This is a genomic window from Rhodospirillales bacterium (assembly GCA_018666775.1).
Lineage (GTDB): Bacteria > Pseudomonadota > Alphaproteobacteria > SMXQ01 > SMXQ01 > JABIXC01.
In genome coordinates, this window is the sequence record JABIXC010000017.1 from 428,525 (window position 1) to 449,585 (window position 21,061).

Here is a 21,061-nt window from a genome sequence, read left to right on the forward strand (position 1 = left end):
TATCAACATCCCCCAGATAAATAAGACAACCAGACACTAACACTGTCTGCACATTCGCAAAATGGCTTTAAAGGGTTCGCCAACCAAACAAACCAGAACGCGCATAAATCCATGGATATTGGCGCACCATCATATGCGCCTTCATGAGCCGCCAGGAAAGCAGGCCAATGCTGGTGATCACCATAAAATCGATCAAGAACCCCGAAACAGACAGGGGTGCCAAGCCAAACAAGCTCCAGCCAAGGAACCGGTCAAACAGGGTCAAGCCAATGGCATACGCAACCACTTGGCACGGATTGCGCCATGTTGTGGCTACGGCCTTGCCCGTCATCCAGGCAACCAAACCAAAGCCAATAACGGTCAAACCAATGAAAACCCCATAATTGCTCATCGCACCGAATGCCCTCCTTCGAGATAGGCAGCCCGGACATTTTCATTCGATAGCAGTTCTTTACCCGTGCCTGTCATCTGAATTTCGCCATTGGCCATGACATAAGCCCGATCTGCCAAGCCTAAGCCGTGATAGGCATTTTGTTCGACCAGAAAAACCGTCATGGCACGGCTTTTGTTTATGTCTTGGATGGCCTTGAATATATCGCGCACCACCAAAGGGGCCAGCCCTAAAGACGGTTCATCCAGAAGTAACAATCGTGGCCTGCTCATCAATGCACGGCCAATGGCCAACATCTGCTGTTCACCGCCGGACAAAGTGCCGCCGCGCTGGTTTTTACGTTCTTCTAAAATTGGGAACAACTCAAACACATCTTGGGAATCAGCCTCGATGTTTGTTCCATCTGTGGGCGTTGCGCCAATCAAAAGATTTTCAAGAACGGTCATGTGGGCAAAAATTCTGCGCCCTTCCGGCACATGGGCAATGCCCAGCCGTGCAATTTCGTGGGTCGCATGATTGGTGATGTCCATGCCATCGAACATGATTTTCCCTGCGCGCGCGCGCGGATTGCCACAGATGGTCATCAACAGGGTTGATTTCCCCGCCCCATTGGCTCCGATCAAAGTTACAATTTCACCTTCCCTGATTTCCAGATCAACGCCGTTCAGGGCCTGAATCGGGCCATAAAAAGACTGGACGCCGTTGACGCTTAAAAGAGGCTGGCTCATGAATGCCCCCCATCTTCTTCACCCAGATAGGCCCTGATCACGGCTGGGTTTTTGCGGATTTCATCTGGTGTGCCATCGGCAATGCGGGCGCCATGATCAAGGACGATGATGTGATCTGAAATATCCATCACCATTGCCATGTCATGTTCGATCAACAAGATGCCAATGCCGGTTTGGTCCCTGATATCGGTCAGAATTTTATTCAACGCCTGGGTTTCATTTGGATTAAGCCCGGCGGCTGGTTCATCCAGACACAGCAATCTTGGCCGTGTACACATGGCCCGCCCGATTTCAATTTTTCGCTGCACCCCATAAGACAGGGTCCCCGCTTCTGTGTCCGCCACATCGACAAGATCGAGGCGTTCCAGCCAGATTTTAGCATCGGCCACCGCGCGGGCTTCGGCATTTTTAAAGCGTGAAAGCCCTAAAAGTCCGGCAAAAGAATACCACGATGCACGCATCAATTTTCCATGCTGGGCCACCATCAGGTTTTCCAGCACCGTCATCCGTGGAAACAGCCGAATGTTTTGAAAGGTCCGCGCGACCCGGGCGGTGGCAGATATCTGATATCCCTCCATTCGCTCCAGAAGAAAAACACCGCCGTCATGGTCCATACACATGCGCCCGACATCAGGGCGATAAAAACCTGTGATGCAATTAAACACCGTTGTCTTGCCCGCACCATTGGGGCCGATCACCGCAGTGATATCACCGGCACGGGCAGCGAAGGAAAGATCGTCAATTGCCGTTAATCCACCAAACCGCATGGTCAGGTGTTCGATCTGCAATAAAGGGTTTGTGCCAGAATTTTTAGGGACAACTTGGGTTGTGCCAGCGACAGGCAAATCAAACCCATGCAGCATGACGGACGGGTCACGGGTGACCAAAAGCCCCCGGGGCCGCCACACCATGATCGCCACCATGACCCCGCCAAATAACAGCATCCGAAATTCAGCAAAATCCCGTGCCAGTTCTGGCAATAAAATCAGCACAAGGGCCGCACAAATAACCCCGACCTGACTGCCCATGCCACCCAGCACGACAATTGCTAAAATGATTGCCGATTCAATAAAGGTAAACGAAGACGGATTGATAAAGCCCTGGCGGGTAGCAAAGAAAGAACCCGCAAACCCTGCCAACACCGCGCCAATGCCAAAGGCCGATAATTTAATCAGGACCGGGTTAAGCCCCAAAGACCGACACGCCGTTTCATCTTCGCGCAATGCTTCCCATGCGCGGCCAACGGGCAATCGCCTGATGCGGACTGAAAACAGGTGGGTCACCAAAGCCAATGCCAAAATGATGTAATAAAGAAAAATAAGTTTATGAATGCCCGCAAAGGGGATCGAAAAAAACTGGTGAAAGGCGGTCTCCCCTGCCCCCGGCGTTGGGGTGAATTTAAGACCCATCAACGATGGCCCCGGAATTGCCGTGATGCCCTCAGACCCGCCGGTCAGATCGGACCAGTTGATCAAGATAATACGCACCATTTCACCGAACCCAAGGGTCACAATAGCCAGATAATCGCCGCGCAGTCGCAATACGGGAAACCCCAACAACACCCCGAACAAGCCCGCAAACAACCCGGCAAGGGGCAGGCATTGCCAAAAACTGAGGCCGAAATTAACCGCCAACAAAGTGTAGGAATAGGCCCCCACGGCATAGAACGCGACATAGCCAAGGTCCAGCAGCCCCGCCAACCCGACCACGATGTTCAACCCCCAGCCCAACATGATGTAGATCATCACCAAAGTGCCAAGATCCACCATGCGGCGATCGGCAAAAGGCATCAGGGGCAACAGGGCCACCAAGGCAAAAAAACCGATAAAAATTATTCGGCTATAAGGTGCCAGTGCAGAAAGTATGCGGTCGAAAATGCCTGCGCCATGAGAGATTGATCTGTTATGCCGCCACAGGGCGAATGCCATCCGCCCCACAAAAACAACCACCACCGCAACAACCACCCACCAAGGGCGCGTGGTAAACGCACTGCCCCCACCATCAGGCAGCCTGAACCCGGCCAACGGCAGTGCCAACGCCAAAGCGATCAACGCCGCAATGCCTGCTTCTTTTAAGGTGGCCCCTAAATTGATTGGTGGTTTTTCGATTGCGTTTGAAGCGGTCATACCTTTTCCACTTCGGGACGGCCCAAAAGACCGGTGGGGCGAAAGATCAGAACCAAAACAAGAATTGAAAATGCCGCGACGTCTTTATATTCAGCCGTGAAATATGCAGACCAGAAAGCCTCAACCAATCCAATGATGACCCCACCCAACATCGCACCAGGCAAGGAACCAATGCCGCCCAGAACGGCGGCCGTAAATGCTTTTAAGCCCACCAGAAATCCGATGTAAAAATCGATCACACCGTAATAAAGCGTGTTCATAACCCCCGCTACCGCCGCCAGTCCCGCACCTAGAATGAAGGTCAAAGAAATGATCTTGTCGACATTAATGCCCAGCAAGGCTGCCATGGTTTGGTCTTGTTCACAGGCCCGCTGCGCACGCCCCAAAACCGTCCGCCCAATCAATTGGCTGAAGCCCACCATCAAAATGACCGTCAGTCCCATGATCATGATTTGAAGGTAACTAAGCGTCACCTGAAACCCGCCGCGTTCCATCAAAACAAACCCGCCAGAAATCATCGGCTCCATTGCCTTGACCCTGGCACCTTGAATCAACTGAACGTAATTTTGCAAAAAAATCGACATGCCAATGGCCGATATCAAAGGCGCGAGGCGAAACGACCCCCGCAAGGGACGATATGCCAATCGTTCCACAGTCCAGCCATAAGCACCGGTAAACAACACCGTGACAATCAGCACAATCAAAACGGCCATGGGTACAGATGCAATGCCCACAAACCCTAAAATGGCAAAAACGATCATGGCGATAAATGCCCCGATCATATAAATCTCGCCATGGGCAAAATTGATCATGCCAATGATGCCATAGACCATGGTGTAGCCAATGGCGATCAATCCATAGATCGACCCAAGGGTGAGGCCGTTGATCAGTTGCTGTGAGAAATATTCCATGCAGGCCCGGCCGGGTTACCGGTCTCGGTCCGTCCGCCTGGGCTGTGCCCTACGATCACCCTTTGCTTCGACATAGGCCAGCTTTCGCAAAACATTGTCGGTCATTTCTTTTTCAGTACAATTAACCGGCGCGACGATTGAAACTTCGAGCATGGTTACCGTATTGATCGCAGAAACCTTTACCGAATTTCCAACCTGGTGGAATTCAACAATAATCCCATCGGCATCGCTAGATTTGGACAAATCCACCCCCTGTTTAAAACGTGTCCCTCAGGACATTCAAAAGCTCTCGACAAAGTCTAATAGAATTAGAATAAGGTTTCCAGTCGCCAAACAATCACTAAAGATAAAAAAAAGGCCGCACAGGCGTGCAGCACTTTTTTTAAATATAGATGTGCCTCAATCAGGCGGCAGTAACGTCCTTGGCGGGCTCATTTTGAGCGCGCGTGCCGAATGCAAGAATACGTGTCCAGAACTGCTCTAGATGACGCAGATGACCAGAAGCCCCGGTCAATTCATCAAGGGTAATCGGGCCTTCAGAAATATCATCAATCTGATTTTCGAACATCTCGGTCATTTTTTTGAACAAGACCAATCCCTTTTCCGAAAGGCTGACACGGATAGAGCGGCGATCATGGGTGGACCGTTCATGAACCAGATAGCCATTTTCAACCATCTTTTTGACGTTATAGGAAACGTTTGAGCCAAGGTAATATCCCCGGTTCGTCAATTCGCCTACCGTCAGTTCATCATCCCCAACATTAAACAAGATCAACGCCTGAACGTTGTTGATGTCTTCCATCCCATGACGATCAAGCTCTGATTTGACCACTTCAAGGAAGTGACGATGAAGCCTTTCAATCAGAAAAATGACGTCTTTATAAATGTGATCCACAGCATCCTCGCTTGGCCATAATTTTGGCCGCAGAAAAAAAACAAAATTTCGTGATGCCAGTATCACTAGATAATGTTTAAAAGTTTGCTAATGTTTCATAGTGTAGTAGAGAAGCCTGAGAAATAACGCGTTTTTCAGCTCAAACCGCACGCCGGGCCAAAAAACATGACCAAAATAGCATGACCATACGCAGCCTTCTTGATCACAAGGCAGGGACACCCCCTTCAAAAGGGGGGTCTGAAAGCCATGCTGCTTACCCGGCCATTCGTATGCGCCGCACCCGCCAGGCCGACTGGACGCGCAGGCTTGTCTCTGAAAACACCCTAACCTGCGATGATCTGATCTGGCCCTTGTTTGTCAGTGAGGGTACCAACACCCGCACACCGGTTAAGTCCATGCCGGGCGTTGAACGTTTGAGCATTGATCTGGCTGTTAAAGCTGCAATTGATGCCGCAGAAAATGGCATACTTGCCATTGCCCTTTTTCCCGTGGTTGACCCCGATGCCAAAAGTGCCGGGGGTGAAGAATCCTGCAATCCGGAAAACCTTATTTGTCGGGCCATTCGGGCCATCAAACAAGAAGCCCCCAATATCGGCATCATGTGCGATGTCGCACTGGACCCCTATACCGTTCATGGCCAGGACGGATTGGTCAATGATGGGCAAATTCTAAACGATGAAACCGTAGAGGTTCTGGTCCGCCAGGCCCTGATTCAGGCCGAAGCCGGGTGCGATATCATTGCCCCGTCAGACATGATGGATGGACGCGTTGTTGCCATTCGCTCCGGGTTAGAAAATGCGGGCCTTGATCAGGTTCTTATTCTGGCTTACGCGGCCAAATATGCATCTGCCTTTTACGGCCCCTTCCGCGACGCCGTGGGGTCTGCCAACAATCTTGGCAGTGGCGACAAAAAAACCTACCAGATGGACCCGGCCAACAGTGATGAAGCCCTTCGCGAAGTGGCCCTTGATCTAGGCGAAGGCGCCGACATGGTCATGGTCAAACCGGGCCTGCCCTATCTTGATATTATCACCCGGGTCAAAGAACGCTTCGCCGTTCCCACATTCGCCTATCAGGTCAGCGGCGAATACGCCATGCTCAGGGCCGCTTCTGACAACGGTTGGCTCGATTGGGATCGCTGCATTCTGGAAAGCCTTCTTGGCTTTAAGCGGGCTGGTGCAGACGGTATTCTGACCTACGCGGCCCCTGAGGTCGCGCGCACCCTTAAGAAGTTTCAGGCTTAAACGCAGCTTTCCCAACAACAAGCTGCCAATGGTGGGGGATTTGGCTGAGAAATTCGCCATTTCTGCCCGCATCTAAACCGCATATTAACCAAATACCTGCAATTGTTGCCTAACTCTATTGGTAACTATGGCAAGATTTTATGCTCTTCTTTGTTGGTGTTGGTTTGGTTCTTGTATGCGTCTTCGGTGGCTATTTGGCCATGGGGGGGCATCTATACGTTTTGTACCAGCCTTTTGAGCTGGTCATCATTGGTGGCGCAGCTTTGGGCGCTTACATTATCGCCAACCCCAAATCCGTTTTGGCCGCCACAGGCGGGGGCTTCAAGAAATTAATCGCCGGGTCCAGATACGACAAGGAAGCATACATTGAGCTTCTGACCCTGCAATACAGCATCTTCAAACTGGCAAAATCAAAAGGCATGCTGGCTTTGGAAGCGCATGTGGAAAACCCTGAAGAAAGTGAACTGTTTCAGAAATTTCCGATCATTCACAAGGACCATCACGCCCTGACCTTTCTCTGCGATTACCTGCGGATGATGGTGTTGGGTGCCGAAAATCCTTTTGAAATGGAAACCCTGATGGACGATGAGCTTGATACCCACCACGCCGCAGAATTGCGCATCTCTGATGCCCTTCAGGCCGTTGCTGACGGCATGCCCGCCCTTGGGATTGTCGCCGCTGTTCTGGGTGTGATTCACACCATGGGGTCAATCACTGAACCCCCTGAAGTGCTGGGTAAATTGATTGGTGGCGCCCTTGTCGGCACCTTCTTGGGCGTGTTGATTGCGTATGGCTTTTTTGGACCCTGTGCATCATCGCTCAAATTGATCATTGAAAATGAAGGCAAATACCAAAATTGCATCAAGGTTGGGCTGCTTGCGCATATGCAGGGAAATGCCCCCAGTGTGTCTGTTGAATTTGCCCGCAAGACCTTGTTCCACGACGTTAGACCCACATTCTATGAAGTCGAAGAAGCCGCTGAAAATGCGCCTTCGCTTTCATAGCGCCGGGATAAAGGCCACCACAGTGAACCTACCAACAGGCAAACTCTAGAAAGCTCATGGCAACCGGCGCAACAACCATCATCGTCAAAAAAATCAAGAAGGGTCATGGTGGTCATCACGGTGGTGCCTGGAAAGTGGCTTATGCCGATTTCGTGACGGCAATGATGGCATTCTTTCTGTTGCTTTGGCTTCTCAATGCGACCACCCAGGAACAGCGCTCAGGCATTTCAGATTATTTTGCACCCGCATCGGTTTCCAGAAGCACATCCGGTTCTGGTGGCTTGATGGGGGGGTTGACCATAACCCTCGATGGCCCAGCCCGAGGCAAGGGTGCACCAATCGGCATGCCATCCAGCAGTCCGCCAGAGGTTGAAAAAAGTGACGCCGATGAAGAATCTGATGACAAGGTTGATCGCGGCACCAAAGATGAACATGCCGACGATGCCGATGGCGAAGGCAAGGTCAAGGATTCCAAAGCCAAAGATGGTGACAGTGGCACTGGTGAAGATTCATCAGAAGCATTCCTGCGCCAACTTGAAGATCGAAAATTCCGCAAAGCCGAAACAGCCATCAAAAAACGGATCGAAGCCATCCCCGGGCTCAGTGCGCTTGGCAATAATCTGGTTTTTGATCACACCGAACATGGGCTTCGCATCCAACTAATCGACAGCCAAAGAAAATCCATGTTCTCCAAAGGCTCGTCTGTACCCTATCAACACACCCGCCAGATTCTTGAAGTGGTTGGCCAGGCCATTACCAAACTGCCAAACAAAATATTTATTTCTGGCCATACGGATTCTATTCCTTACGCCCGGGGTGCCAGTTATAGCAATTGGGAACTATCCTCTGATCGTGCCAATGCCAGCCGCCGGGCATTGGTCCGTTATGGGGTCAACAAATCCCGCATCACCCATGTTACGGGGAAGGCCGAAACAGAGCCTTTGTTGAGCAAGGACCCGACCAACGCCCGCAATCGCCGAATTTCCATCACGCTGGTTCGCGAAGCCCGTATCCCCCCAAAAGCCGCCACCAGAAAAAAGGTGACGAAGGTAAAGAAAGCCAAAAAGGTCGAGAAACCCAAAAGGGTCGAAAAGGCCCCTCCCCCTCCGCCGATCATAAAAGGGTCCAAGTTCAAACCCGTGATCAAAGAAAAGCCAAAATCCAGGTAGCGAGCATGCGTCCAAACACGCCATAATAACGTATGGCCACGCATCCCCATCCCCTATACGGATCCCGTTCCAGAACCTGCCCTTATCTGGGGGGGCGTGAAGAACGCACGGTCATGGCCGAACTGACCGGCGATCATTCTCAAGACCTTTATGACCACGCCATCCGTGCCGGGTTTAGACGCAGCCACAACTTTATTTATCGTCCTGCCTGCCCCGGCTGTGATGCCTGCCAGCCGGTTCGCGTGGATGCCCAGAATTTTTCGCCCACACGGTCGCTTTCAAGGGTGGATCGCACCAATGCCGATCTTTTGGCTGTCGAAACCCAACCCCAAGCATCGGAAGAACAATACCGCCTGTTTACCCAATACCAGACCAAACGCCATCCGGGCGGCGGCATGGACGCCATGTCTATGGATGAATTCCGGCTCATGATGGAAAGCAGCCCCCTTGCCTCATTTGCCGTTCAATTCCGTGACCCCGATGGAATCTTGCAGGGCGTCATGCTGGCAGATGAAATCAGCGATGGCTTATCGGCTGTTTACAGTTTTTTTGATCCAGACCAGAAAAAAAGGGCTTTGGGCACCTTCATGATCCTCTGGCTGATTGATGCATGCAAAAGGCGCGGGCTTCCCTACCTTTATCTTGGCTATCGAATCCCGGGGTATGCCAAAATGGCCTACAAAGCGCGCTTTCAACCAATGGAAGTCCTTGGCCCTGATGGCTGGGCCCAACTGCCCCCTGATCCGGTCATCGATAAAAAACAAGCCGTATAAGAAAATGCAATCACCAACAGATAGGAACGCAGCCCATGAAACGCCGTGATTTTTTAACCGGAGCAGCAACAGGTCTGGCGCTCGGTGCTGGAGCCACCTACGCCATTACAAATTCAGGCCCCAAATCAGGCACCGCGCCCAAAGCACCTGCCATCACCAAGGGCAAACGTGAATGGAAAATGGTCACGACATGGCCCGAAAAATTCCCGGGCCTTGGCACCTCAGCAGAACGTCTGGCACAACGCATTACCGCCATGAGCGACGGTGCGCTTACCGTCAAAGTCTATGGATCGGGCACCATGGTTCCGGCCATGGGCAGTTTTGATGCCGTCGCCCAAGGATCAGTGGAGATGGGCCATGGCGCGTCTTATTATTGGCAGGGAAAATCAAAAGCCTTTAATTTCTTTGCAGCCGTCCCCTTTGGCCTTACAGGCCCAGAGCTTTCAGCGTGGATTCATTGGGGTGGCGGTCAGGCACTTTGGGATGAAGGCTATGCCAAATTTGGTCTCAAGCCATTTCTGGCTGGCAACACCGGTGTCCAGATGGGTGGCTGGTTCAAAAAAGAAATTCATTCCATGGAAGATTTCAGGGGCCTGAAGATGCGCATGCCCGGCCTTGGCGGCGAAACGCTCCGACGCGTTGGTGCCACAGCCGAAAGCCTTGCCGGCGCGGATATATTCCCGGCCCTGTCATCGGGGCGCATTGATGCAACCGAATGGGTTGGACCATGGAATGATCTGGCCTTTGGTTTCTATAAAATAGCAAAAAATTATTACTGGCCCGGATTTCATGAACCTGGAACCGGCATTGAATGTTTTGTCAACAAAGCGAAATACGATGCCCTGCCAGATGACCTGAAGGCAATCGTCACAACCGCATGTCGCGCAGAAAGCGATGCTATGTTGGGTGAATTTAATCACCGAAATGGGGCGGCATTAAAAGTTTTGATTGAAAAACATGGGGTCAAACTCCGCAAATTTCCTGATGATGTTATGACGGCCCTGGGCAAAGCTGCCAGCGTGGTTCTTGCGGAACTGGAAGGCGCCGATGATCTGACACGCAGGACGTACAATTCGTTCCGCGCATTCAGGGATGAAGCGGTTAACTGGTCACGGCTTTCAGATCAGGGCTTTCTTGATATGCGCTACCGCATGCTCAAATCCGGCTAAACAATCCAACCATCATCTTTGTTCAGGAAGAAAAGCGATTCGATTGTGGGAACCCTCTGGGCGGCAGACGCCCAGCCTGGGAACGCTTGCCCGTCCATGGCATCAGGTCATTTTCAGTGCGCGTGCGGCTGCCCGATTCCCAACGTAAACCATCATCCAGATTAAAGGTCGTGACATCAGAAAGCCCGCCATCACGATAGGCTTGTAATTTTACACCACGCCCCCGGGTCATTTCCGGTAATTCTCCGGTGGGAAAGATCAACAGCTTGCGGTTTTCGCCAATAACGGCAACATGATCGCCCGCAACGACACAACAGACATGGGCTTCAAGGTCACCCTTCACGTTGAGCACCTGTTTGCCGGTCCGGGTTTGGGCAATGACATCGTTTTCATTCACAATAAACCCGCGCCCATCACTGGATGCCACCAGCAATTTCTGGCCTGCCTTATGGGGCATCACACGGATGATTTCATGGTCATTGGAAAGATCGGTCATTAACCGGACGGGTTCGCCATTGCCTCTGCCGGGGGGCAATCCATCACAAGACAAGGTATAAAACCGTCCATTGGTCGCAAACAGAATCAACTTATCCGTGGTTTCAGCATGGAACCGGAACCCGGTCTCATCGCCTTCCTTGTATTTAATATCAATGTCATCCCCAAGATGGCCTTTGAAGGCACGGATCCAGCCTTTTTTTGAACAAACAACCGTGATGGGTTCGCGTTCGATGGCGATATCGATGGGAATAATCACTGCACTTGGAGGCGAGCCAATCTCAGTGCGACGCCGGCCCAGTTCCGTTTTAGCACCAAAGGAATCACGGGTTTCCCTTATTTCGCCCGCAATCACCTGCCACCGAGCCTTCTCGTTTTTCAAAAGACTTTTCAATGCCTTTGCATCAAGGGTCAAACGATCGTGCTCTTCGCGAATTTCAGCTTCATCCAGTTTCCGCAAGGCCCGCAAGCGCATGTTCAAAATTGCTTCGGCCTGAACCTCAGTAATTTTCAACGCCTTCATCAACTTAGGTCGGGGCTTGTCTTCTTCACGAATAATCTTGATCACCAGATCAAGGTTGCCGTAAGCCGCAAGGTAGCCACCCAAAACCTCAATCCGGTTTTCGATGCGTTTCAACCGAAAGGCTGTGACCCGTTTGAGAACAACATGGCGATGTTCAAGAAAGGCATTCAGCACTTCGCGCAGGTTCATGACCCGCGGGGTCTGGGTCGCATCCAGAACATTCATATTTAACCCAATGCGCGATTCCAGCTCAGTGTGCTGGAACAATTGAGCCATGACATGTTCCGCATCAATACTGCGCGTACGCGGTTCAATGATCAGACGCACTTCTTCGGTAGATTCATCGCGAATATCACCAACAAGCGGCAATTTTTTGGCTTCCATTAAAGCCGCGACCTTTTCAATCAGCCGCGATTTCTGGACCTGCCATGGAATTTCTGTGATCACAATTTGATATCGACCCTGAGACAGGCTTTCCACTTCCCAGCGCGCCCGCAGCCGAAACGACCCGCGGCCCGTTGCATAGGCGTCAATAATATCTTTTTTGGCTTCGACCAAAATGCCACCCGTTGGAAAATCCGGGCCGGGAATTAATTCCGCTAATTTTCCAAAGGTTGCTTTGGGAGATTTAATCAGGTGCAGCAATGCATCGCAAAGTTCGCCCGCATTATGAGGCGGCACCGAGCAAGCCATGCCAACAGCGATCCCCATGGCCCCATTGGCAAGAAGATTGGGAAAAGCTGATGGCAGAACGACGGGTTCTTCATCTTCACCATCGTAGGTTTCCCTGAGATCAACCGCATCTTCGTCAATGCCCGCCAGCAGTGCTTGGGCAACCGGGGTCAAACGGGCTTCGGTGTACCGCATGGCAGCAGCATTATCGCCATCGATGTTGCCAAAATTGCCCTGCCCGTCCACCAGCGGATAGCGCACAGCAAAAGACTGGGCAAGCCGCACCAACGTGTCATAGACCGCCGCATCCCCATGGGGGTGATATTTACCGATAACATCGCCAACAACGCGCGCGCATTTCTTGAACCCCATGGCAGGATCAAGTTTAAGTTTAAGCATGGCGTAAAGCAGCCTGCGATGAACCGGCTTAAGGCCGTCACGAACATCAGGCAGGGAACGAGACATGATGGTGGATAACGCATACGCCAAATATCGCTCGCCCAATGCTTCGGCCAGGGGGGTATCGCGGATATCGCTTTCGGGTTCAGATTTTGCCATGGTGCATAGCTACCCCTCGGGCCCCAAAAACACAAGATGTTGTGTGTTATTTCCGAAAATCTTCCATAAAAACCATAAAATACGGCCTTTTATTTTCCACACACTGCCTGCATTGCCTCAATAAAGCGGCCCCGGGCGGCAGGCTGGTGGCGACCTTCAACGGCAAAATGGTGTTGGGTCAAAAAGGCACCGGTCAAAGCCAGCCCCTTTTCAATCTCTTCCATCGATATGCTTGCCCCGGGTTCCACCAAAAATGCCGGCAAACTCAGTAATTTGTCATGATAGGGTGCCCCGGCGGCGGCGGAAACCGCTCGCCCGCTTCGGGGTGATACGTAAACCAGGTCTTCATGTCCCCCTGTGGCCGCGCACGTCTCCAGATCCAGCCCAAACCCAAGACAGCGCAACAATTCAAGCTCCCATTGCACATAAACAGCAAGGGCTGCCTTGTCATCACTGGTCTTGGTCAGGGCTTCTAAAACCATCACCGTTGCCTGAAACATCTCAGGGTGCGGGTCACGTTCGGCAAGAACGGTATCCAACAATGCACCCAAAGACATCAGGGCCTTAAGGCGGATCGGGTCATCAAGCACCAGGGCTGCAAAATCTCTTGATGATTCGAGCGTATAAGACCCAAGGTGATCCGAAAGACGGGCCCGCCATACAGCAGAAACCAGATTCCCGGTCTGTAACTGGCCTTGTCGACGTCGACTTTGCCCCCCCCGGACCAATCCAACATGGCGCCCATGGTCACGGGTTAACAGGCCGACAATCACCGATGTCTCGCCGTGTTTGCGAACCCTTATTATTATCCCCTCGTCTGACCACTCCATAACAGCCTCAATAGCATGTTTTAAGCCATTTTTTTCATTTTTGATAAATTCATAAAAATGTATTCGTTATTCAGCTTTTAGTTACCATTAACCACGATATTAGTATCCAGAACTGAATCAATTAATGAAGTTATCCCGGGGGGATATCGTTTTGGAAGAATACGCATTAGACAAAGCGCGGGTTATTTTGTTCAACCCAATGCAGCAAATGCGCGCGACGTTACGCGAAGCATTGCACAACATTGGTTTTCGAAGAATTGCCGAATGTGGGAACATTGAACAAACCCAAGACGAGCTTTTAATCGAATCTCCTGAGCTCTTAATTCTTGATCTGGATCGCAACAAGGATGATGTCTGCAATCTGGTTCGGGATGTTCGCAATGGCAATTATGCCAAAGACCCCTTCATCGTCATTATGGCATTGACCTGGAAACCCCATTTGCAAAAGGTCAACACCACCATGGATGCGGGTATTGATGACATTGTCCTGTTGCCACTTTCCATTGGCACATTGCGAAGCAGGGTTAATATGATGATTCAAAAACGCAAAGGGTTTGTCGTAACCGGAGAATATATCGGCCCGAACCGACGGATTGATGATCGGATTGATGATGAACTTGGCACCATCACCGTTCCCAACCGGTTGCGCTTTAAAGCGACCGGTGATGTGACAGCCATGGCCAGCCCGGAAGCGGTCGATGAGGCCCGGGTTTTGGTAGACAATCACAGGCTCAACCGTTTTGCCCAACGGCTTCATGCATTGTTGGATATCCTTACCAATGAAGAAGAAAGCACCAATGACGATGCGGTGGAAGTCGATATGTGCCTGGATGAAATGGGGGATGTCATCCGGGACCTGCACAATCGGGTTGAAGACAATGACAGTTTTAACGAGCTGACAAACATATGCCAGTCCATGGAGGACCTGCTCACCCTATTGCATCAAAGCACGACCACCAGACTCTTTGATCTTATGCGCGTTCATGCTCATGCTGTGACGGCAACCTTGATGAATCAAGATGGCGCTGCTGAATTGATCGCAAGGGCTTTGGGACAGGCGACCACTCAGATTGCTGCCAAATCGGCCTAACGATCAACACCGGGACTTTCTAGAATCAGGATTTAAAATTCAGGCCCATCTCACGATAGTGATCGGGCTTATCCATCCAGTCGCGTACTTTGACATGCAGGAATAAATGAATTTCGCGGTCAAAGTTTTCAATCATTTCCTTTCGCGCAGCCGTGCTGATAGCTTTAATGCGCATGCCCCCCTTACCAACAACCATGCCTTTCTGGCTTTCACGCTTGATTAAAATGGTCTGATCGATGCGAGCTGATCCATCATCACGTTCTTGCCAGGAATCAGTTTCCACGGCCAACGCATATGGCAATTCCTGATGCAACTGTAAAAATGCCTGTTCCCGCGTGATTTCAGCAGCCAACAGGCGAAGCGGTGCATCCGATAACTGGTCTTCGGGGTAATGCCATGGGCCAACTGACAAATGGCTCACCAGATTATCCAAAAGGTCATCTACCCCATCGCCGGTAGTGGCAGAAATCATGAAAATTTTAGCAAATACACCGGTTTCATTATGGGCCTCGGTTACTTTTAAAAGCTGTTCGCGGGGCACCATATCAATCTTGTTAAGGGCCAATATCACCTTGGACCCACTTTTTTTAAACCCTTCAATGATGTTCAGGCTATCTGGATCAATGGACCCTTTCGCCTTGGCAGCCCGATCCGCATCCACCATCAAGACACTTGTATCAGCATCGCTCATCCCCGACCAAGCGGCGGCCACCATGGCCCGATCAAGGCGACGCTTTGGCGCAAAAATTCCGGGCGTATCGATAAAGGCAATCTGGGCTTGGCCAATAATTGCAATTCCCGTCATCCGCGTTCGGGTGGTTTGAACCTTCGGTGTAACGATGGCGAGCTTGGACCCAACAACGCGGTTAAGCAGCGTCGATTTCCCCGCATTGGGGGCCCCCAAAAGAGCGACAAAGCCAAACTTTGTTTCGCGATCAGTATCAGGTGTCATTGATATTTGTCATTTCCATGGTTTTAGTCATTGTTGATCTGGGCAAGCATACTTTCAGCCGCGCGCTGTTCCGCAATGCGCTTGGATTCTCCACTGGCACGAACGGGCGTTTCATTCCCCACCCTAACCTCAATGGTGAAAACCGGCTCATGATCTGGACCTGAGCGCTCGACCTCATTGTATTCAGGCAGCCCTAGCTTGCGCGCCTGGGCCCATTCCTGCAACCCCGTCTTGGCATCACGCATGGCACCGCCCAAAGCATCAAACAGAGGTTTCCATTGGGCCACAATAAACTGTCTGGCGGCATCAAGCCCCCCATCAAGATACAATGCCCCAATCACGGCTTCACAGGCATCGCCATGAATGGCGCCGGTAGCACGGTCATTGGTTGGCATATCTGTGCTGGAAAAAATCAAATATTCACCCAACTTAATAGAACGGGCGACCTGTTCCAGGGTTTCTGCACGCACCAACCGGGTAAAGCGGCGCGCCAAATTCCCTTCTGGTTCTTCTGGATACGCCTCTAACAACAAATCGGCCACAACCAATCCCAAAACGCGATCGCCCAGAAATTCGAGCCGTTCATAACCATGAGAATATTTTCCAGCCGCAGCGGCGCTGCGATGGGTCAGGGCTTCTGTCAAAAGTTCAGGGGTGGAAAATGTATGGCCCAGGGCCTTTGTCAGGGCCCCATCAGGATGTTTGTCAGAAACTGCGACCACAGCGTCAGTTTACCGTGTCAAACAGGCGTGAAAAACGAATGGCAAAAGGCCATTTCCAAATTTCCCAGATCCGCGCCTTGCCATTTGTGGAAAAAAACAAAACTTCGGCGCGGCCAACCAAATTTTGTGCTGGAATATAACCGACATGGTTGAGCACACGGGAATCCAGAGAATTATCCCGGTTATCGCCCATGGCAAAATAATGCCCCTCAGGCACTTCATAAACCGGCGTGTTATCAAGCTGGTCATGGTCTGAACGCTCGATAATAAGATGGGTACGCCCACCCGGCAGGGTTTCCTCATACTGCGCCCATCCAACCGCATTCCCCCATTGATCGCGCTGGACAAAATCTTTGATCCGCCGTCTTTTTGTCACTTTGCCATTAACAAAAAGAAGCCCCTCTTTCACCTGAATTTTATCCCCCGGCAGGCCAATGATCCGCTTGATATAATCAGTGCGGGGATCGGTCGGCAGTCGGAACACAGCAACATCGCCCCTTTCAGGCACGGATTCAAAAATGCGCCCCTTGAACAGAGGAAGGCTCAACGGCAAGGAATAACGGCTAAACCCATACGATGACTTCGATACAAACAGGTAATCTCCAACAAGAAGGGTCGGCAACATCGAACCAGAGGGAATATTGAAGGGCTCATATGCAAAGGTGCGCACCGTCAGCGCGATCAGCGCGGCAACAACGACAGTTTTAAGGGTTTCCCCCCAACCGGCAGTTTTCTTTTTATCCGAACTTTCGGGCGTTTTACTGAGCGTTGACAATTGCCATATTCCATTGATTTTTAAAGTTATTCCGGGCCGTAAGGATGCACGCCCCGTATGCACTGTCAAGACTGGTGAGAGCCGGGATCAACCCTTTATATCCTCTTGAGCACATCCACTAATGATAACAACCGCCTGTGCCAAAGGGGGCTCATCAGTCATTGATAATTCAATTTGGGCCGTTTGGCCCTTGGGCAAGATGTCTGACAGGCGTTGTTTGGCCCCACCAGTAAGGGCTATGGTCGGCTTACCCGATCGCAAATTTACAACCCCCATATCACGCCAAAACACCCCGCGCCTGAATCCTGTGCCCAGGGCCTTGGCGCAAGCTTCTTTTGCGGCAAACCGTTTTGCATAACTTTCAATCCGGTTGCTCCGGCCCTCAGATTTTTCACGTTCGGTTGTGGTGAAAATGCGATCCAGAAAACGGTCGCCAAATCGATCAATGGTTTTTTCAATACGACGGATATCAATCAGATCACTGCCAATACCAATAATCATCAGCTTTGCCTTGCAGGTTTCAAGGCACCTGCTTTGAGGGGGCCCCGGGCCTCATCCATCATCAAACGCATGCGTGAAATAGCGGCATCAAAGCCAATGAAAATTGCCTCACCCACCAAAAAATGGCCAATATTTAATTCGACAATGTTACCAATGGCTGCAATCGGGGCGACGGTCTCAAAGGAAAGGCCATGGCCTGCATGACATTCAAGCCCATGATCGGTTGCGGTTTTTGCAGCCCGGATCAACCGCTTTAATTCACTGTCACGCACATCGCCTTCGCAATCGCAATATGCACCGGTATGTAATTCAACCACTTGGGCACCCACATCGTGTGCCGCCTTGATCTGGCTGAGGTCAGGATCAATAAATAGCGAAACCCGAATGCCTTTGGATTTCAGCTGATCCACATAGCCCACCAGGTGATCAAAGCCACTGATGATGTCCAATCCACCTTCGGTCGTTAATTCCCGTCTTTTTTCGGGGACAAGGCAAACCGCGTTTGGTTTATGGGAAAGTGCAATGTCGAGCATTTCATCTGTTGCTGCCATTTCCAGGTTAAGCGGCAGTTCAATTTTTGTGCTCAGGGCACGAATATCATCATCTGAAATGTGGCGTCTGTCTTCGCGAAGATGTGCCGTAATACCATCTGCCCCGGCCTTTGCTGCCATCTGGGCCGCGCGCAATGGTTCAGGGTGCCCCCCACCCCGGGCGTTGCGAATGGTCGCTACGTGATCAATATTGACCCCCAAACGAAGAGGCATAATGGCATCAGTCATGGCCATTTCCCATCTTTAGCCGAGCCCTGCGATGATGCTGATAGCCGGCCACCATTCTGCGGATGGGCCAGAAAAACACACCCCAGATCACCACGGCCGTGGGAAGTGAGCCAACCAGCATCGGCAGCAAAACCTTCATCGGGTTTTCCAACAAATAGCGCCAGGTTAGATGTTCCATGCCCAAGCTTTCACCCGTCCCCAACATCCAGTTACCAAAATTAAAAATCCAGAGCCATATGAAAGGAAAGGTCCAGGGATTGCCAACAGCAGTCCCAATGGCGGATGCCAGAATGGAGCCCCCAATTGCCCACGCAAAAATGCCTGACAGAATAAAATGAAGCCCGGGAAAAGGGGTCATGGAAATGGCCGCACCACATGCAAAGCCCGCCGCAATCGCATAGGGCGTTCCCGGAATACGCCGCACCCGATGGGTGTAGTATTTCGTCACACGACGAAAGCCTGCCTGGGGCCAGATAAAATTACGCACACGGTGAAAAATGTGTGGTTTATGGCGGCGAGAGAACAACACGATTTATCCGTCAGCCCCGCGCCCGTTCAACCGAGTTAATGGCAGGTGTCGCCCTGAGCGCTGCAATAATATTGCTGAGATGCTTCAGACTTTCGACCTCAACATCAATGGCCATTTCAAAAAAGTCTGTGGATCGATTGGTGATCTTCAGATTGAGAATATTCCCTGAATTTTTTGCAATGACCGTAGATAGGGACGAAAGTGCGCCCGGTTCATTGATGACGGTCACATTGATCCGCCCGACCTGGTTCTGGGCCTGCTTCAAATCCCAGGACACATCAAGCCAGCGTTCAGGCATTTCTGAAAAGCTTTCCAGTGTATCGCAATCAATGGTGTGAATGGTCACGCCCTTACCGGTTGTCAAAATACCCACGATCCGATCACCGGGGAGTGGATGACAACAATGGGCATAATGCAGGGCCATGCCCGGGGTCAGGCCGCGAATGGGAACGCCGTAGCCTTTTTCTTTTTTCTTCCGCTTTTTGCGTTCCGCTGACAAGGGAACAACCTTGCCCATGGTTCCGGCTTCTATTTCTTCTTTCAGGCCCGGGAACACTGCCCCCAGAACTTCCCGCGCGGTAACCACCCCCGAACCCACAGCAGCGATCAAATCCAGGGCGCTGTCTTGACGGAAAATCTTCAACACCCCGTTCAGCGCTTTATCAGAATACTCATAGCCGAATTCATCAAAAATCTTTTCTAAAATGGCCCGTCCTAGATAGGCATATTCGTCAACCTGACGCGACCGCACGAAACGGCGAATTGCAACGCGCGCCTTGCCGGTCACCACAAAACTTTCCCAGGTCGGCGATGGGCTCTGCGCCTTGGAAACAACAATTTCTACCTGGTCACCATTTTCAAGTTGCGTATCCAGCGGCATGAGCCTGCCATTGATCTTCGCACCGACACAGGTGTTGCCGATGTTTGAATGGACGGCATAGGCAAAATCAACCGGTGTGCCGCCCCGGGGCAGGCTGATCAATTCACCCAGCGGGGTAAAGCAGAACACCTGATCGGCGTACATTTCCAACTTTGTATGTTCAAGAAATTCTTCAGGGCCAGCCGCTTGATCCAGAATATGCAGCAGTTCCTGAAGCCAGCCAAACTTGCTGCCTTCACGGGCTGCCTGATCACCCTGTTTATACTGCCAATGTGCAGCCACACCCCGTTCTGCAATTTCATGCATTTCATGGGTTCTGATCTGAATTTCAATCCGGTTACGCGCTGGCCCCAACACGCATGTATGAATGGATGAATATCCGTTGCGTTTTGGGGTCGATATATAATCTTTGAAGCGCCCCGGCACCACAGGATAAGCACCATGGAATATACCCAGCGCCTTGTAGCAGCTATCAACATCATCAACGACCACCCTGAACGCGATGATATCAGCAAGCTGTTCAAACGGAATATGTTTGCGCTGCATTTTGGACCAAATCGAAAAAGGGCTTTTCTCCCGGCCCGTAACCAAGGCATCGACCCCGCCCTTTTTCAAGGTTTCCATCAATTCTGTGATGATTTCTTCGGCCAGATTGCCACCTTGTTCACGCAGGAATTCAAGACGGGCAAGCACAGAATCACGCGCTTCGGCATTGATCTCTGAAAAGGCCAGATCTTCGAGTTCATCCTTGACGTTATGCAGCCCGATGCGCTCTGCCAGTGGCGCATAAATATCTGCGGTCTCTTTAGCAATGCGGCGACGTTTGTCAGGATTTTTAATGTATTTCAACGTCCGCATATTGTGCAAACGATCCGCCAATTTAACCAGCAACACCCGAATGTCTTCAGACATGGCCAACAGCAACTTGCGAAAGTTTTCGGCTTCTTGCGTGTGATCAGATTGCAGCTCAATTTGCGACAGCTTGGTAACACCATCAACCAGACGGGCAATTTCTTCACCAAACAATTCTTCAATTTTTTCTGGCGTTGCGACCGTATCTTCGATGGTATCGTGCAACAACGCAGTCACGATGGAATTTTGATCCAGTTTCATCGACGTCAGGATGCCCGCGACCTCTAGGGGATGCGAAAAATAGGGATCACCCGAAGCACGGGTTTGGGAACCATGGGCTTTCATCGCATAAACATAGGCGCGATTGATCAGCTCCTCATCGACCTTTGGGTCGTAGGCTTTGATCATTTCAATGAGTTCGAATTGGCGAATCATCCAAAGTCCCTGTCGTACACCTGCGCCATCACCCTGCGCCGGCTACCACCGGGAAAAG

20 protein-coding genes and 1 pseudogene are annotated in these 21,061 nt (G+C 51.2%); 6 read left to right on the top strand and 15 right to left on the bottom strand.

The genetic code is table 11. The features are described 5' to 3' along the window. Positions 1-67 precede the first annotated feature (67 nt). The 6 genes and pseudogenes from HOJ08_10085 to HOJ08_10110 all read right to left on the bottom strand — a co-directional run bounded on the left by HOJ08_10085 (position 68) and on the right by HOJ08_10110 (position 4,958). A complete protein-coding gene (locus HOJ08_10085; protein MBT5673778.1) occupies positions 68-391 on the bottom strand; it encodes a hypothetical protein in 324 nt (107 codons plus the stop codon). Further along, the gene (locus HOJ08_10090) at positions 388-1,119 is read right to left on the bottom strand and encodes an ABC transporter ATP-binding protein (protein MBT5673779.1); all 732 of its coding nucleotides are present in this window, start codon (positions 1,117-1,119) and stop codon (positions 388-390) included. The genes HOJ08_10085 and HOJ08_10090 overlap by 4 nt, the downstream gene beginning before the upstream one ends. Positions 1,120-1,976: 857 nt before the next feature. Further along, positions 1,977-3,245 (bottom strand): annotated as a pseudogene (gene livM, locus HOJ08_10095) (high-affinity branched-chain amino acid ABC transporter permease LivM). Next, the gene (locus tag HOJ08_10100) at positions 3,242-4,156 is read right to left on the bottom strand and encodes a branched-chain amino acid ABC transporter permease LivH (protein MBT5673780.1); all 915 of its coding nucleotides are present in this window, start codon (positions 4,154-4,156) and stop codon (positions 3,242-3,244) included. Before HOJ08_10100 ends, livM begins: the two are co-directional and overlap by 4 nt. A gap of 15 nt (positions 4,157-4,171) precedes the next feature. Next, positions 4,172-4,399 (bottom strand): hypothetical protein, encoded by a 228-nt coding sequence (locus HOJ08_10105; GenBank protein ID MBT5673781.1) that lies wholly within the window; start codon positions 4,397-4,399, stop codon positions 4,172-4,174. 160 nt (positions 4,400-4,559) lie between these two features. After that, positions 4,560-4,958 (bottom strand): winged helix DNA-binding protein, encoded by a 399-nt coding sequence (locus HOJ08_10110; GenBank protein ID MBT5673782.1) that lies wholly within the window; start codon positions 4,956-4,958, stop codon positions 4,560-4,562. A 272-nt stretch (positions 4,959-5,230) separates the two neighbouring features. Here HOJ08_10110 and hemB point away from each other — a divergent pair, with 272 nt between their 5' ends. The 5 genes from hemB (at position 5,231) to HOJ08_10135 (ending at position 10,410) form a co-directional block, all read left to right on the top strand. Beyond that, positions 5,231-6,295 carry a porphobilinogen synthase gene (hemB, locus tag HOJ08_10115; GenBank protein ID MBT5673783.1) on the top strand — a complete coding sequence of 355 codons (1,065 nt, stop codon included), beginning with the start codon at positions 5,231-5,233 and terminating at the stop codon, positions 6,293-6,295. Between the two features lie 140 nt (positions 6,296-6,435). Next, a complete protein-coding gene (motA, locus tag HOJ08_10120; GenBank protein MBT5673784.1) occupies positions 6,436-7,299 on the top strand; it encodes a flagellar motor stator protein MotA in 864 nt (287 codons plus the stop codon). A gap of 56 nt (positions 7,300-7,355) precedes the next feature. Further along, the gene (gene motB, locus HOJ08_10125) at positions 7,356-8,468 is read left to right on the top strand and encodes a flagellar motor protein MotB (protein MBT5673785.1); all 1,113 of its coding nucleotides are present in this window, start codon (positions 7,356-7,358) and stop codon (positions 8,466-8,468) included. Between the two features lie 32 nt (positions 8,469-8,500). Next, the gene (locus HOJ08_10130; protein ID MBT5673786.1) at positions 8,501-9,241 is read left to right on the top strand and encodes an arginyltransferase; all 741 of its coding nucleotides are present in this window, start codon (positions 8,501-8,503) and stop codon (positions 9,239-9,241) included. A 35-nt stretch (positions 9,242-9,276) separates the two neighbouring features. Then, on the top strand, positions 9,277-10,410 hold the full coding sequence (locus tag HOJ08_10135; protein MBT5673787.1) for a TRAP transporter substrate-binding protein: 1,134 nt from the start codon (positions 9,277-9,279) through the stop codon (positions 10,408-10,410). 22 nt (positions 10,411-10,432) lie between these two features. On the opposite strand, the gene parC is transcribed toward HOJ08_10135, so the two are convergent. Both parC and recO read right to left on the bottom strand, forming a co-directional pair. Next, on the bottom strand, positions 10,433-12,658 hold the full coding sequence (gene parC / locus HOJ08_10140) for a DNA topoisomerase IV subunit A (protein ID MBT5673788.1): 2,226 nt from the start codon (positions 12,656-12,658) through the stop codon (positions 10,433-10,435). A gap of 89 nt (positions 12,659-12,747) precedes the next feature. Further along, positions 12,748-13,488: a DNA repair protein RecO gene (recO, locus tag HOJ08_10145; protein MBT5673789.1), complete on the bottom strand. Its 741-nt coding sequence runs from the start codon at positions 13,486-13,488 to the stop codon at positions 12,748-12,750. Between the two features lie 124 nt (positions 13,489-13,612). Here recO and HOJ08_10150 point away from each other — a divergent pair, with 124 nt between their 5' ends. Next, positions 13,613-14,578, top strand: a complete 966-nt coding sequence (locus tag HOJ08_10150; GenBank protein MBT5673790.1) for a hypothetical protein — start codon at positions 13,613-13,615, stop codon at positions 14,576-14,578. A gap of 25 nt (positions 14,579-14,603) precedes the next feature. Here the strand turns inward: HOJ08_10150 and era are convergent, their stop codons facing one another. The 7 genes from era to HOJ08_10185 form a co-directional block, all read right to left on the bottom strand. Next, on the bottom strand, positions 14,604-15,530 hold the full coding sequence (gene era / locus HOJ08_10155; protein ID MBT5673791.1) for a GTPase Era: 927 nt from the start codon (positions 15,528-15,530) through the stop codon (positions 14,604-14,606). A 23-nt stretch (positions 15,531-15,553) separates the two neighbouring features. Then, entirely contained in the window at positions 15,554-16,252 is a 699-nt protein-coding gene (rnc, locus tag HOJ08_10160) for a ribonuclease III (protein MBT5673792.1), read from the bottom strand. 4 nt (positions 16,253-16,256) lie between these two features. After that, entirely contained in the window at positions 16,257-17,027 is a 771-nt protein-coding gene (lepB, locus tag HOJ08_10165) for a signal peptidase I (protein MBT5673793.1), read from the bottom strand. Between the two features lie 87 nt (positions 17,028-17,114). Next, positions 17,115-17,528: a holo-ACP synthase gene (locus HOJ08_10170; GenBank protein ID MBT5673794.1), complete on the bottom strand. Its 414-nt coding sequence runs from the start codon at positions 17,526-17,528 to the stop codon at positions 17,115-17,117. Beyond that, complete coding sequence (locus HOJ08_10175; protein ID MBT5673795.1) at positions 17,528-18,307, bottom strand: pyridoxine 5'-phosphate synthase; 780 nt, start codon at positions 18,305-18,307, stop codon at positions 17,528-17,530. Before HOJ08_10175 ends, HOJ08_10170 begins: the two co-directional genes overlap by 1 nt. Further along, positions 18,300-18,836 carry a DUF2062 domain-containing protein gene (locus HOJ08_10180; protein ID MBT5673796.1) on the bottom strand — a complete coding sequence of 179 codons (537 nt, stop codon included), beginning with the start codon at positions 18,834-18,836 and terminating at the stop codon, positions 18,300-18,302. Before HOJ08_10180 ends, HOJ08_10175 begins: the two co-directional genes overlap by 8 nt. A gap of 10 nt (positions 18,837-18,846) precedes the next feature. Continuing rightward, the gene (locus HOJ08_10185; GenBank protein MBT5673797.1) at positions 18,847-21,003 is read right to left on the bottom strand and encodes a bifunctional (p)ppGpp synthetase/guanosine-3',5'-bis(diphosphate) 3'-pyrophosphohydrolase; all 2,157 of its coding nucleotides are present in this window, start codon (positions 21,001-21,003) and stop codon (positions 18,847-18,849) included. Positions 21,004-21,061 lie beyond the last annotated feature (58 nt).

Excerpts from the sequence above, each read along its gene's own strand:
- HOJ08_10085 (MBT5673778.1), bottom strand. The coding sequence starts at position 391 with ATGAGCAATTATGGGGTTTTCATTGGTTTGACCGTTATTGGCTTTGGT.
- HOJ08_10090 (MBT5673779.1), bottom strand. The coding sequence starts at position 1,119 with ATGAGCCAGCCTCTTTTAAGCGTCAACGGCGTCCAGTCTTTTTATGGC.
- HOJ08_10100 (MBT5673780.1), bottom strand. The coding sequence starts at position 4,156 with ATGGAATATTTCTCACAGCAACTGATCAACGGCCTCACCCTTGGGTCG.
- HOJ08_10110 (MBT5673782.1), bottom strand. The coding sequence starts at position 4,958 with ATGGAAGACATCAACAACGTTCAGGCGTTGATCTTGTTTAATGTTGGG.
- hemB (MBT5673783.1), top strand. The coding sequence starts at position 5,231 with ATGACCATACGCAGCCTTCTTGATCACAAGGCAGGGACACCCCCTTCA.
- motA (MBT5673784.1), top strand. The coding sequence starts at position 6,436 with ATGCTCTTCTTTGTTGGTGTTGGTTTGGTTCTTGTATGCGTCTTCGGT.
- motB (MBT5673785.1), top strand. The coding sequence starts at position 7,356 with ATGGCAACCGGCGCAACAACCATCATCGTCAAAAAAATCAAGAAGGGT.
- HOJ08_10130 (MBT5673786.1), top strand. The coding sequence starts at position 8,501 with ATGGCCACGCATCCCCATCCCCTATACGGATCCCGTTCCAGAACCTGC.
- HOJ08_10135 (MBT5673787.1), top strand. The coding sequence starts at position 9,277 with ATGAAACGCCGTGATTTTTTAACCGGAGCAGCAACAGGTCTGGCGCTC.
- parC (MBT5673788.1), bottom strand. The coding sequence starts at position 12,658 with ATGGCAAAATCTGAACCCGAAAGCGATATCCGCGATACCCCCCTGGCC.
- recO (MBT5673789.1), bottom strand. The coding sequence starts at position 13,488 with ATGGAGTGGTCAGACGAGGGGATAATAATAAGGGTTCGCAAACACGGC.
- HOJ08_10150 (MBT5673790.1), top strand. The coding sequence starts at position 13,613 with ATGAAGTTATCCCGGGGGGATATCGTTTTGGAAGAATACGCATTAGAC.
- era (MBT5673791.1), bottom strand. The coding sequence starts at position 15,530 with ATGACACCTGATACTGATCGCGAAACAAAGTTTGGCTTTGTCGCTCTT.
- HOJ08_10170 (MBT5673794.1), bottom strand. The coding sequence starts at position 17,528 with ATGATTATTGGTATTGGCAGTGATCTGATTGATATCCGTCGTATTGAA.
- HOJ08_10175 (MBT5673795.1), bottom strand. The coding sequence starts at position 18,307 with ATGACTGATGCCATTATGCCTCTTCGTTTGGGGGTCAATATTGATCAC.
- HOJ08_10185 (MBT5673797.1), bottom strand. The coding sequence starts at position 21,003 with ATGATTCGCCAATTCGAACTCATTGAAATGATCAAAGCCTACGACCCA.